Annotated in this window: 12 protein-coding genes; 1 reads left to right on the top strand and 11 read right to left on the bottom strand. The window is 60.8% G+C overall.

Annotated elements, in window-relative coordinates; translation table 11 throughout:
- Positions 1-134: 134 nt before the first annotated feature.
- The 3 genes from nhaB to KSS97_RS13415 form a co-directional block, all read right to left on the bottom strand.
- Positions 135-1,637 carry a sodium/proton antiporter NhaB gene (nhaB, locus tag KSS97_RS13405; RefSeq protein ID WP_217861872.1) on the bottom strand — a complete coding sequence of 501 codons (1,503 nt, stop codon included), beginning with the start codon at positions 1,635-1,637 and terminating at the stop codon, positions 135-137.
- 95 nt (positions 1,638-1,732) lie between these two features.
- Positions 1,733-3,022, bottom strand: coding sequence for a hypothetical protein (locus KSS97_RS13410; RefSeq protein WP_217861873.1), 1,290 nt, complete (start codon positions 3,020-3,022; stop codon positions 1,733-1,735).
- Positions 3,023-3,210: 188 nt separating this feature from the next.
- A complete protein-coding gene (locus tag KSS97_RS13415) occupies positions 3,211-3,477 on the bottom strand; it encodes a hypothetical protein (RefSeq protein WP_030142711.1) in 267 nt (88 codons plus the stop codon).
- Positions 3,478-3,819: 342 nt separating this feature from the next.
- On the opposite strand from KSS97_RS13415, the gene KSS97_RS13420 reads away from it, so the two are divergent.
- Complete coding sequence (locus tag KSS97_RS13420; RefSeq protein WP_030142710.1) at positions 3,820-5,145, top strand: sigma-54 dependent transcriptional regulator; 1,326 nt, start codon at positions 3,820-3,822, stop codon at positions 5,143-5,145.
- A gap of 120 nt (positions 5,146-5,265) precedes the next feature.
- On the opposite strand, the gene fapF is transcribed toward KSS97_RS13420, so the two are convergent.
- The 8 genes from fapF to pnuC form a co-directional block, all read right to left on the bottom strand.
- Positions 5,266-6,549, bottom strand: a complete 1,284-nt coding sequence (gene fapF, locus KSS97_RS13425) for a fibril amyloid transporter FapF (protein WP_217861874.1) — start codon at positions 6,547-6,549, stop codon at positions 5,266-5,268.
- A gap of 46 nt (positions 6,550-6,595) precedes the next feature.
- Positions 6,596-7,342, bottom strand: a complete 747-nt coding sequence (gene fapE, locus KSS97_RS13430) for a fibril amyloid subunit FapE (RefSeq protein WP_198796959.1) — start codon at positions 7,340-7,342, stop codon at positions 6,596-6,598.
- Between the two features lie 56 nt (positions 7,343-7,398).
- On the bottom strand, positions 7,399-8,079 hold the full coding sequence (fapD, locus tag KSS97_RS13435; protein ID WP_030142707.1) for a fibril amyloid maturation endopeptidase FapD: 681 nt from the start codon (positions 8,077-8,079) through the stop codon (positions 7,399-7,401).
- 235 nt (positions 8,080-8,314) lie between these two features.
- Positions 8,315-9,277 carry an amyloid-like fimbrin subunit FapC gene (gene fapC, locus KSS97_RS13440; RefSeq protein WP_198796957.1) on the bottom strand — a complete coding sequence of 321 codons (963 nt, stop codon included), beginning with the start codon at positions 9,275-9,277 and terminating at the stop codon, positions 8,315-8,317.
- 73 nt (positions 9,278-9,350) lie between these two features.
- Positions 9,351-9,929: a fibril amyloid subunit FapB gene (gene fapB / locus KSS97_RS13445; RefSeq protein ID WP_198796956.1), complete on the bottom strand. Its 579-nt coding sequence runs from the start codon at positions 9,927-9,929 to the stop codon at positions 9,351-9,353.
- Between the two features lies 1 nt (position 9,930).
- Positions 9,931-10,377 (bottom strand): functional amyloid chaperone FapA, encoded by a 447-nt coding sequence (gene fapA / locus KSS97_RS13450; protein WP_030142704.1) that lies wholly within the window; start codon positions 10,375-10,377, stop codon positions 9,931-9,933.
- A 310-nt stretch (positions 10,378-10,687) separates the two neighbouring features.
- On the bottom strand, positions 10,688-11,212 hold the full coding sequence (locus tag KSS97_RS13455) for an AAA family ATPase (RefSeq protein WP_030142703.1): 525 nt from the start codon (positions 11,210-11,212) through the stop codon (positions 10,688-10,690).
- Positions 11,209-11,772, bottom strand: coding sequence for a nicotinamide riboside transporter PnuC (gene pnuC, locus KSS97_RS13460; protein ID WP_030142702.1), 564 nt, complete (start codon positions 11,770-11,772; stop codon positions 11,209-11,211). The genes KSS97_RS13455 and pnuC overlap by 4 nt, the downstream gene beginning before the upstream one ends.
- Positions 11,773-11,944: the final 172 nt, after the last annotated feature.

Genomic DNA, 11,944 nt, shown 5'->3' on the forward strand with positions numbered 1-11,944 from the left:
TTGTGGCGAGGGAGCTTGCTCCCGCTCGGTTGCGAAGCGACCGCAAAAAAGGGGGCCGCTGCGCCCGAGGCGTCGGACCGGCCCAGCGGGAGCAAGCTTCCTCGCCACAAAGTCATGTCCATTCGGTCATGGCGTTACAGCCAGTAAGTCACCGCATACCAGCCCAGGCCACCCATCACCGCGGTATAAGGCATCGCCATCCAGACCATGCGGCCATAGGACAGGCGAACCAGCGGGGCAATGGCCGACGTCAGCAGGAACAGGAAAGCCGCCTGGCCGTTGGGCGTGGCGACGCTGGGCAGGTTGGTGCCGGTGTTGATGGCGACCGCCAGGGTCTCGAAGTGTTCCTGGGTCATGTTGCCGGCGACAAAGGCTTGCTTCACTTCGGTGATATAGATCGTCGCGACGAAGACGTTATCGCTGATGGCCGACAACAGGCCGTTGGCGATGAACAGCATGCCAGGTTGCTGGTCGGCCGGCAGGGCCAATACCCATTGGATCAATGGCGAGAACAGGTGTTGGTCGTGAATGACCGCGACCACCGCGAAGAACACCACCAGCAACGCTGTAAAGGGCATGGCGTCCTTGAACGCGCTACCGAGCCGGTGCTCGTCGGTGATACCGGTGAATGCGGTGATCAGCACGATCACTGTCAGGCCGATCAGCCCGACTTCGGCCAGGTGCAGGGCCAGGGCCACGATCAAGATCAGCGCGGCGATACCCTGGACGATGAGGGCAGCACGCTGGCGTGCGGTGCGCTCACGGTTGTCTTCCTCGGCATAATCGGCTAATACCGCCCGGACATTATCTGGCAGCAGCGTGCCGTAGCCGAACCAGCGCAGTTTCTCCAGCGCCACGCAGGTCACCAGCCCGGCGACGAGCACGGGTAGCGACACTGGCGCGACCTTGATGAAGAAGTCGACGAAGTGCCAGCCCATTTCATGCCCGATCAGCAGGTTCTGCGGCTCGCCCACCAAGGTGCATACGCCGCCCAACGCGGTGCCCACGGCGCCATGCATCAGCAGGCTGCGCAGGAAGGCCCGGAACTGTTCCAGGTCCTGATGGTGCAATGATGGCAGGTCATGGTCTTCATCGACGCTGCTGTCCTGGCGCGGGTCATTGCCCGAGGCCACGCGGTGGTACACCGCATAGAAACCCACCGCGGCGCTGATAATCACCGCCGTCACGGTCAGCGCATCGAGGAATGCCGACAGGAACGCCGAGAGGAAGCAGAACATCAAGGCCAATACCGCCTTGGACCGCACACCCAACAGCAGGCGCGAGAACAGGAACAGCAGCAGGTCCTTCATGAAGTAGATACCGGCCACCATGAACATCAACAACAGGATGACCGGGAAGTTGTGGACCAGTTCGTCGTATAGCGCTTTTGGCGTGGTCATGCCCAGCGCCACGGCTTGCAGGACCAACAGTCCGCCAGGCATCAGCGGGTAGCATTTCAAGGCCATGGCCAGCGTGAAAATGAACTCCAGGACCAGCATCCAACCGGCGACGACCGGGCCCAGCGTAAAGAACGCCAGCGCATTGAGAATCAGGAAAACGATGACGCACGCTTTGTACCAGCGTGGAGAATGCCCCAGGAAGTTGTGCGCAAAAGCTTGAGCCATTTGACCGGACATTGGCTGCTCCTTTTAATTAGAAGCGCGCAACTTGCCGTAAGCCATGAGGAATATCAAGCGTAGGACTTGTTACCGCTAGCCGAAAGGATCGGAAATCAGGCGCTGTACCGCGTCAACACGGCCCTGGAGGTGCCTTGTAACGAATGTCCACCCACCAGTATTTTTCCGTCGGCCTGCACGGCCACGGCCGTCGCGGTATCGAGGCTGTAGCCCAGTCGAGTGCGCAGCCAACCCTGGCCCTGGCCGAACGCCGGATCAAGATTACCGTCCGGCAGGTGTCGAGCCAGAATGAAATCGGCCTCGATGCCGCCGATGGTTGCGCCGGCCGTCACGATTTTTCCATCTGCCTGCATCTGCGCGGCCGTCCACTGGCTGGCATGGTTGCCGATTGCCAGGAGGCGGCATTGGCCGTCGTGGTTGTCCGGCGTCGGCTGGCCGTCCTTGGGAATGCACGCTGACAGACAATGCATGGGGTCGCGACTGCCGCCAAAAGCATGCAGATCGCCGACGGCGTTTTGCACGACCTGGCTGACCATCACGCTGCGCCCCTGGGCCGTGAAGGACAGGAAACCGCCGTCGCCGAAGCGCTCGTCGAGTTGGCCGCAGGCGTCGTAGCGAGCCATCAGGCCGCGCTGGGGCCAATCGATGGCTCCGCCTACGACGATGTGGCCGTCGGCCTGCAGGGCCAGGCAGCTCAGCCAGCTGTTTTTCAGCAGTCGCCGAACCATCACGAAACCACGATGGTTGAACGAGTCATCCAGTGAGCCGTCCGGCAATAATCGAATCAACACGCCAACGTGATCGGACGTCTGGAAGTGATGGTTGGCCAGGATGAATATCCTGCCATCGGCTTGCACGCGCATGTCACAGGCTTCGACCCCAGGTACGCCAGGCGGTAGCCAAGGATCGCGCATGCCCTGGGACAGGTTGCCGCAAAGTCGCACGACTTGTCGCCCGGCATCGCCAAAACCATGGACGGCGTGACCGTGGGGATCGAACAGCGCCAGGGCAGGGAGGGTATTGTCGGCGCTTTCGTAATGCAGGCCGGATAGCAGGATATTGCCGTCGGGCAGCTCGGTGACCTTGCCTGCGGTGGCTTCGCAACCCGGTGCAAACGCGTCGACCACGTAGCCGTTGATGCCAAAGTCCCTGTCGATCATGCCGTTCGGGGTAAGCCGGGCAAGACCGAAGCGACTGCCCTGGGCGGTCATGACCCGCGCCGCCAATAGAATGCGGCCGGCATGGTCAACGGCCAATCCGGTGGTGAGCGTCGAGGTATTCCCTGGAAAACGAACCCAGGCTTTACCGCCGTCGGCAAAGCCTGTGTCGAGGTGCCCGGCCTGAGCCCGGCGTATCGGGAGTGCAAATACGGATTGAACGGGCATGCGTGGCTCTCCTTGCGCATCGACCGGCCTGGATAATGAGGCGGCGTTTGCATGAGAGCAATATTCAATCCTTGAAACAGACAGTGCACAACTGTCAGGTTCTACAGGCACGAAGACTATTCGTGCCTAAACAATGGCTTTGCAATCCAATGCCAAGCCGGCAAATAAACAACCGGCTTGTCAGGGCACTATTCAGGCATGGACCAGGATTGCAGTTTGTAGCCTTCCTGGCTCAATTCGGCACGGGCCTGTTTCAACAGGTCGGCCAGTTGAGCAGGATCGGTATAAGCGCTGCTGGGAATCTGAGTCCGGCCAATATGCGTATTGGTGCGGTCGATGACGGTCAGGCTAAGTTCGCCGTTACCGTCTTGTGGGGCCCAGGCCACGCATTGGAAAGGACGGAATGCGCGGTCGGCAATCAAAAGAGCTTCGTTGATACGGAGCGGGGCGTTCATGGCGTTATCTCTCAAGGGTGCCCAATCAAATGATGTGCCGTCGGTTGGGCGGACCGTGCGGCGGGTTACTTGTACTGATGTCCCGAACCCGGGAGCAGGTCACACAATTGATGAATAAATTTCGATTTTCTTTCAGACCCGGCTTTTGGCCTTTTGTTTGAAAGGGTGGTGAAAGATTCCAGGTTCCAAGAACTAACGAAACGCTGCCTTATAACCGCTTCACGATCTTCTTGATAACTAATCGATACAAGCAAGTGTCAACTTCTTGCTACTGTTACATGCAGGTTCGCCAAACGCCTGTTTCTAATCATATTTCCTTATTTTTGGCGCCAAGGATCAGTCATGATCGAAGCCAGTGCGTTGCGTCGTTTGCTCGTGGTCGATCCTTGCGATGATTGTCATCGCCTGATGCCGGGGCTGCGAGCCATCGGCTGGAATGTCGACAGTTGTTCCCTGGAGCACGCGAGCGACCGAAGCTGCGACGTTGGCCTCTTGCGGTTGCAGCCTTTTCATCTGGAGCGCCCCGAAGCGGTCAAGGAATTGATCAGCCGCAGCGGCGCGGAATGGATCGCCGTGCTGAACCAGGAAGTGCTGCGCCTGAAAAACGTCGGCGATTTCGTCTGTGAATGGTTTTTTGACTTCCACACGTTGCCCTTCGATGTTTCCCGGGTCCAAGTGACGTTGGGCCGAGCCTTTGGCATGGCGCGGCTGAGGGGGCAGGGCTCGGTTCACATCGACCAGCCTGAACATGAATTGCTGGGTGACAGCAAACCGATCCGCGAGCTGCGCAAACTGTTGAGCAAACTGGCGCCCGCCGAGTCACCGGTGCTGATCCGTGGCGAGAGCGGTACCGGCAAGGAATTGGTGGCGCGCACCCTGCATTGCCAATCGCAACGGCGCAACAAGCCATTTATCGCGATCAATTGCGGCGCGATCCCCGAGCATCTGATCCAGTCCGAGCTGTTCGGCCATGAGAAGGGGGCCTTTACCGGCGCCCACCAACGCAAGATCGGACGGATCGAAGCGGCCCACGGCGGCACGTTGTTCCTCGACGAAATCGGCGACCTGCCGCTGGAGCTGCAGGCCAACCTGCTGCGGTTCCTCCAGGAAAAACACATCGAGCGCGTGGGTGGCAGCCAGCCGATTGCGGTTGATGTGCGAGTGCTCGCGGCAACCCATGTGGACCTGGAAGCGGCGATCGAACACAAGCGTTTTCGCGAAGACCTTTATTACCGCTTGAACGTCTTGCAGGTGGTGATGGCTCCGTTGCGAGAGCGTCACGGGGATTTGTCGATGCTGGCCAGTCACTTCGCGCATTTCTATAGCCATGAAACCGGCCGGCGGCCGCGCAGCTTCAGTGAAGACGCCTTGGTGGCGATGGGGATGCATGACTGGCCCGGTAACGTCCGCGAACTGGCCAACCGCGTTCGTCGCGGCTTGGTGCTGGCGGAGGGGCGGCAGATCGAAGCCCGGGATCTTGGCCTGGCGAGCCACCAGGGCGTCGCCGCACCGATGGGCACCCTGGAAGACTACAAGACCCGCGCCGAGCGCCAGGCCCTGAGCGATGTACTCAACCGCCACAGCGACAACCTGAGTGTCGCCGCCCGGGTGCTGGGCGTGTCGCGGCCGACCTTCTATCGGTTGTTGCACAAGCATCAGATTCGCTGATTCAACGCGGCGCAAAACCTGTGGGAGCGAGCTTGCTCGCGATGGCGGCCTGCCAGTCAACATCAAAGTTAGCTGAGAGGACCTCATCGCGAGCAAGCTCGCTCCCACAAGGGAGGGGCATCAGAAGTAATACGGGAATTTCAGGCTAAACGTGAAATCCGGCGCATCGTCCGTCAGCCCGATGGACAGGTTGGGCACGATGGTCAGGTTGTCGCTGGCAGCCAGCGTCATGCCGATGTTGAAGTAGCCGGCATTGGCATCGCTGGAGACCACCGATTCCCAGTCCCCGCCGTCCTGCTTGAGCTTGCTTTTCTTCTGGACCAGATCGGACACCGAGAACGACATGCTCATCTTTTCGTTCAAGGCAAAGGCGATACCCGCGCCGATCTGGAAGCTGTCGCCGATCCGCACCTTACCCGGTACCTTCTGGTTGACCGTGGAACTGATGTCGTCAAACGACTCCTCGAAGTTGTGGGTGTAGGACAGGCTGCCGAACAGCACCGCCGGATCGTAGGTCTTGACCAGCGAAATCCCCGGCGTGATCGACCAGACGCCGTTGCCAGTAGGCAGGTCCTCCGGCACGAACAAGTTGGTGTTGGCCTGGGATTGGCGCAGCTTGATGCCGAACGGGTCCTTGCCGGTGGGCGCCTTGACGCGCAGGGTCACGACAGCGTCCGGGCTGCTGACCGATTCGTCCATGAACTTGTAGGCGATGCCGAAATTGACGTCGCCGATGGTCGGGTCGCGAGTCACGGTTTCTTCGCTGGTGACCCCGGCCGCGCCTTGGTTGGCGCCGCCGGATTGATAGGTGGACTCGCGATAGACCACCGGCACGTTGAGGTCGAACTGCCAGCGATTGTCAAAGTTGTAGCGACCGGTGAGGTCCAAGGTCCAGGTGTCGGCCTTGATCCGATCCAGGTTGATGTTGCCGAGGAAAATCGAATCCAGGGCCAGGAAGCCGTTAAGGATCAGTTGTCGCGTGTCATAGCGCGAATAGGTCACGCCGGTTTCGAAGCTGAATTTGCCGCCACCGAAAAAGCCGCTGGCCTCGTCATACAGATTGGAAACGCTTTGCGCCGGTTGCGAATCGTCGGCCAGGGATTGCCCGTAGCCGCTGCCTCCCGCCGTTGCCCCGCCATTGCCGGCGACACCCTGGTTGCCTTTCAGGTCGGCCGGCGATTTGGCCAGGCGCTTGGGTTGTGGGGCGGCGGGTTGATCTTCTACCTGGCGGACGCGCTGTTCGAGTACCGCCAGGGCTTTTTGCTGGACCTCGTAACGTTGCTTGAGCTCGAGAAGTTCCTGCTTCAGGGCCTCGATGTCGGCATCCGGTGCTGCTTGCAGCAAGGTCGCCGGGAACAACGTGCTTAAACACATCACAGCGCGCAACGATACGGATCGATACATGAAATATGCCGTCCCTATATGCCCAATGATCGGAGATCAGCGTAGATCAATATCCGAGATTTCGAAGACCGCGCAGTTGCGTCAGGTTGCAGTCCAAGGCCCCGGCGCTGGGGCCGTTGTTGTTCAGCACCACGTTGAGCTGGGTCATGTTGTTGACCAGGTTGCTATTGCCCAGCAAGCGGGTGTTCTGCAACAAGCCACCCTGGGCCACCTGTTGCAGGGTGCTGCCCTGGTTGTGGCTGGCCTGGATCGCCATTTGCACGCCGCTGCCGGTGGCGGTGACCGCGACGCTGCCGGCGGCGTTGCTGCCGCTGATGGTCTGGCCCTTGGTCAGCAATTGGCCTTGGGATGGCGCCAGGGCAGGTGCCTGGCTGCTTTCCTTCACGTTGATACTGACGTTGTTGTAGGCGCTGTTGCCATCGCCCGCGGCTCGCACGCTCTGGGTCACGCCTTGGCCTGAGCCAAGGCCGGCACCGCCGGTAATCGTGCCGCTGCCCTGTTCCGGGGTGCTGCCGTTACCGGTTTGCTTGATGGTCGAGACGTAGAACTGCGGTTTGACCGTTGTGGACTGGATCTGCATGGAACTGGACGCGCCGATCACGTCGCCACTGGCATTGCGCCAGGTGCTGCTCATGACGATGCCAAAGCTGATGACCCTTCCGGGCATGACGTAGCGACCGCGCAGCTCGGCGAGCTCCTGGTCCTTGACTTCGATGGGTTTGAAACCGGCGTGGGCGAGACCCGACGTCGTTGCGGCCAGGCAGGCCAGCGTGAGCCAGTATGAGCGTTTCATGTGTTGCTCCCGGAGCATCCTGCTCCTTTTGTATTTTATTGGCAGTTGTACGGCGCTTAGAAAAAGTCGCTCTGGATGAAGCCGAAATCCATCAATTCCGCGTCCTTGACCGGGTTGAACCCGTCCAGTTTGTTTCGTGCCGTCAGCGGTTGCGGCGGGCTGCGCAAGGCGTTGGTCTTGTCGTAACCGGGGCCGACGATGGCAAAGACGATGCCGTTCCAGCCTTTGGCGAACTCATCATGGGCGTAGCGCTTGTGCCCGAGCACCGGGTCGGCGACGTAGACCCATTGCCTGTCGGCCCGCTGCAAGACCACAAAGTGCTTGTAGCCGCGGATTTCCATCAGGACCACAACCGGGATCGTCACCGCTTCGAGTTTTTCCGACGGTATCCGATACCCACGGGCGCGCATGCCGATGGTTTCCACGTAGCGCTTCATGTCCAGCATGGAAAAGCCCTGGGTGCGGACCAGGTCCTGGTCGGCGTTGACCAGCATGCCCTTGATGACGTGCTCTTCATCGACGTCAAGCCAATAGGCCTGGCGCAACACAGTGGCCAGCGCGGCGGCGCCGCAACTGAAATCGGTTTTCTGTTCGACGATGTCGCTGAACTTGCGCTCGCGCACGCTTTGCACGGGTTTGTAGATGAGCATGCCGCCAGGCAGGGCGGCAACGGGCATCTGCGCGGCTTCGGTCGCGCAGGCAAAGCAAATGAACAGGCAAAGGGCAGTCGCACGCATGATCGATACGCCTGATGGACATCCGGGAAAAAAGCCCCTTTTTCCAGCAGCACCCTTCATCTAAAGCATTGAAATGAGTCCGTGGCGAGGGAGCTTGCTCCCGCTGGGCTGCGGAGCGGCTCCAAGATTTTGCGGTTGCTGCGCAACCGAGCGGGAGCAAGCTCCCTCGCCACAAGATTCATCCAAACCCTAGGGGAACAGCATTACTGTTGCCGGGGCTTCGTTTCATGCGCGTCTACATGCAAGCCTTGCAGCCGGCCGCAATCGACAGCGAGTTGCTTTGCTGGTTGCCCACGCCCGCCGACACGTTGGCGCCGCCGTTACCGGAGAAGCCGTTCATGGAGTTGGTCATGGTGGCGTTGTTGTAGACAGGGTTTTTCCAACCGTCGCGAGTCAACACTTGCTGGGTATTGCTACCGGCCAGTTCGAACGTGCCTGCGACGGAGATCTTGTCGCCATCATGGCCGCCGCCGTAGCCACCTTTGTCACCCCAGCCACCTTCTTCTTTGATGGTGCCTTTGGCCTTGAAGGAGCCCGAAGCTTCGTAGGTGTTGGTAAGGGTGTCGGTCTTGTAGTTCTTCACGCCTTTATTGTCCACGACGAGACCAGTGGAGGACTGGTCAGCCGAAGCCGAGGCCTGGGCGACACGGCCACCCGACACGGCAATGGCCAGGTTGTTTTTCTGCTGGTTGAAGTTGCCGGCGGTCACGTTGATACCGATGTTGCCGGAGCCGTTGTTGCCCGCGCTGGTCAGCGAGGCGTTGTTTTGCGTGGAGTTGTTGTTCACATGGTTGTTGTTATTGACTTGCGTGGCGCTGGAAGCGGCGACAGCCGAACCGAAGATGAAGCTCTCGTCGGCGGTGGCCAGTGCGGCGGCGTTGTCTTGCTGGTTGCCGTCGCCAGCGGCGATGTTGGCGCCCATGTTGCCGTTGCTGCCGTTGAGCGAGTCAGTGGCTTCGGCGGTATTGCGGGTCGCCTGGTTGGTCACTACGTTGCCGTCGCTGTTCTGCTCATCCAGCACCGTGGCCCCAGCGCCGGCACTGATGGAGAGCAATTGTTCCAGCGTCGGCCCTTTGGGACCATGGTTGCCATGGCCATTGCCATGACCGTTGTTGTCGTTTCCTCCAGCCTGTGCAGCCATTGCCATGACAGCGGCGAGAGCGAAAACCAATGGTTTGAGCGCCATTGTAGGTTTCATGGTGTTTCTCCTTGCGTGTCGTTGGTTAAGTGTTGGTACTTTCTTATGTACTGCGCTTATGTGCTGCGCCGGGTCAGTCAGCGACCCGGATGCTCAGGGTGTTAGCCATGCGGTTCCCCACCCCGGCACTCTGGTTCACCTGGATCACCCCTCGGCTGCCGGTGAAGGCCTGGTCGCTGGTAGCGACCTGGCGACTGCCGGTTGGGGTGTCAGTTGTTCCGGAGTTCGGTACCAGCGCCACGTTCTGCTGGGAAAGGGCGCTGTCATCCATGCTCTGCGGGCGGGCACTGATGCCCACGCGCATGACATTGGCCATCTGGTTATTGGCGCCGGCGGACTGGTTGACGCCCAGCACACCGTTACCGTTGGTGAATGAGCTGCCGCCGATGCGCGCGCTGGCGTTCAGCGCCGGGCTGGCCGGTGTGTCGAGGCGTTGGCGCACGACGGTGGTCGCCTGGGCATCGGTGCCGATGGCGATCGCGCGGGTGTTGGTCTGCTGGGTCTGGTCGCCAGCCGCCTGGTTGAGGTTGAAGTTGCCGGTGTAGCGGCTGCCGGAATTCTGCAGGTCGGCGTGGCTGCTCACTGCCACGCCTGGATCGGCGAGGGCGGCGGATGAGCCGAGCAGGGCGATCATGAGCCAGGTCGGGTTCATCTCACTGGCCTCCCGCCAGCCGACCCAATGGGGCCAGGCCGGAACTCAGCGAGCGGTTGATCGTGCCGGAAATCGCGCCGCCGCTACCGCCGCCGTGGCCGGCACCCATGCCGGGCATGCCGTTGGGGTTGGTCACGACGTTGAGGCCTTGGACGCCGGTGTTCGGGTTGACCGTGTTACGGATCGTCGAGCCGCTGGCCACGCTGGCGAATTCGCCGTCGCTCAGCTCGGTGCTGGCGGTCGCCTGGTTGATCCGATCGGACGGATTGGCATTGACGGTGGTCGGGTAGGGGTCTTTGCCGCCATTTCGACCGATATGAACGGGTTGCACGTCACGGTTGAGTACGATGACGCCGTTGCCCTCGGCCTGCGCCGGCACACTGAGCGTCGCGCTGGCGGCGCAGCCGATCAACAACAGACAGATCAACCTTCCGTTGAATGTCCCCATGACATCGATTCCTTCTTCACTGGACGCTGGCCCTAGTCAGCGTTGCGAAGAGGAAGAGCAGGTGTTGTGCCGTGTTTTGAAAAGTCTTTGGATTCAACCGTTTGCAAGTAATGGCAAATGTCTGGCGCGCAACCTGTTTCATTCCTGAGACTGGGTTTGCGGCCCACGACACGCCGCCCGCCGTCGTATGGCTCTGGATCCAGGCTTGGGAAGAGGGTGTTTCAGTGACTTGACAGTCAGGCCGGCGATGACGTGAAGCGGCGTTGGATCCGGCTTTGGCGGGTGCTTGCTGTTTCAGCGATGTAACAACTCAAGCCTGGAGTAGCCGGGAAACGGCCGCAAACACCTGCTCGCGACGTTGGGCCCAATCACCTTCGATCTTGACGAAAGGTTGCCGCTGGCGAACCAACCAGCCTTCGATGGCTTCGAAAAAAGCCACGCGTTCGGCTAGTGCTGGCTGACAACGCAAGCCGTCACCGACCCATTCGACCTGCTCGGGACTGAGCAACAGGTGCAAGTCGTAATGACGCGCCAGCAAGGCCGGTTCGAGCCAGCTCGGGCAGTCGCCGAACAAGGTCTGGCTCCAGAGGATATTGCTCAGCAGGTGAGTGTCGAGAATCAGCAGCGCCGGCTGCCGGGCGCGGGCCGCGTCTTCCCGGGCCAGTTGCCCTGTGGCGATGTCGGTGATGTCGGCCAGGCAGGTGTCGCGCTGGGTCTGTTCCATGAAATCGCGCACGTATTCATCCACTCGCAAGCCGCCAAAGTGGGCCTGCAATTGCGCCGCCAGCCAGCTCTTGCCACTGGACTCCGGGCCGGTCAGCACCACCACCTTCATACGCGCAACGCCGGGTCGGCGCGCCATTCCCGCCAGCCTTGCACTGCCAGCAGGGTAAACAGCGCATAGAGCGCGGCGGTCAGGTACAGGCCTTTGTAGATGAACAAACCCACGAAAATCACATCCAGGACGATCCACAACGGCCAGCATTGCACGCGTTTCTGTGCCATCCACCACTGGGCAACCAGACTGAACCCGGTGAGCGCGGCGTCGAGCCAGGGTTGCGCGGCGTCGGTCCAATGGGCCATTGCCGCGCCCAGCGCCAGGCTGCCAGCCGCACCGATGGCCAGGCCGAGCACCACCGACGGGCCTTCCAGGCGCGTCACCTGTCGCCCGTCGTGGTTGCGCCCGGCGCGGGTCCACTGCCACCAGCCATATAGCTGCAGGACGGCGTAGACGACCTGCAGCAACATGTCGGAATACAACTTCACGTGGAAGAAAATCCAGGTGTAAAGCAGCACCATGACCAGGCCGATCGGCCAGCACCAGGGGTTCTGCTTGACGGTCAGCCAGACAGCGATCACGCCGAGGGCTGCGGCAAACAGTTCAAGCCCGGACATGGCGGTTCCTTGGAGGAGTTGGGGAGGGCGGGGATTGTAAACGCTATGGGGCGCGGAGCTCCAACTTCAATGCTGAATGCACTGGCGCTATCGCGAGCAAGGGGGATGAAAGTGGACAACGAACCTGAAGTCAGCGCCGAATCAATGTGGGAGCGAGCCTGCTCGCGAAAGC

This window comes from Pseudomonas alvandae (assembly GCF_019141525.1).
In the GTDB taxonomy this organism is placed as follows: domain Bacteria; phylum Pseudomonadota; class Gammaproteobacteria; order Pseudomonadales; family Pseudomonadaceae; genus Aquipseudomonas; species Aquipseudomonas alvandae.

Bases quoted from the DNA above. Each gene is read 5' to 3' on its own strand.
- KSS97_RS13455 (WP_030142703.1), bottom strand. From the start codon at position 11,212: ATGAAGGTGGTGGTGCTGACCGGCCCGGAGTCCAGTGGCAAGAGCTGG.
- KSS97_RS13420 (WP_030142710.1), top strand. From the start codon at position 3,820: ATGATCGAAGCCAGTGCGTTGCGTCGTTTGCTCGTGGTCGATCCTTGC.
- fapE (WP_198796959.1), bottom strand. From the start codon at position 7,342: ATGAAACGCTCATACTGGCTCACGCTGGCCTGCCTGGCCGCAACGACG.
- fapD (WP_030142707.1), bottom strand. From the start codon at position 8,079: ATGCGTGCGACTGCCCTTTGCCTGTTCATTTGCTTTGCCTGCGCGACC.
- fapF (WP_217861874.1), bottom strand. From the start codon at position 6,549: ATGTATCGATCCGTATCGTTGCGCGCTGTGATGTGTTTAAGCACGTTG.
- nhaB (WP_217861872.1), bottom strand. From the start codon at position 1,637: ATGTCCGGTCAAATGGCTCAAGCTTTTGCGCACAACTTCCTGGGGCAT.
- pnuC (WP_030142702.1), bottom strand. From the start codon at position 11,772: ATGTCCGGGCTTGAACTGTTTGCCGCAGCCCTCGGCGTGATCGCTGTC.
- KSS97_RS13410 (WP_217861873.1), bottom strand. From the start codon at position 3,022: ATGCCCGTTCAATCCGTATTTGCACTCCCGATACGCCGGGCTCAGGCC.
- fapB (WP_198796956.1), bottom strand. From the start codon at position 9,929: ATGAACCCGACCTGGCTCATGATCGCCCTGCTCGGCTCATCCGCCGCC.
- fapA (WP_030142704.1), bottom strand. From the start codon at position 10,377: ATGGGGACATTCAACGGAAGGTTGATCTGTCTGTTGTTGATCGGCTGC.
- fapC (WP_198796957.1), bottom strand. From the start codon at position 9,277: ATGAAACCTACAATGGCGCTCAAACCATTGGTTTTCGCTCTCGCCGCT.
- KSS97_RS13415 (WP_030142711.1), bottom strand. From the start codon at position 3,477: ATGAACGCCCCGCTCCGTATCAACGAAGCTCTTTTGATTGCCGACCGC.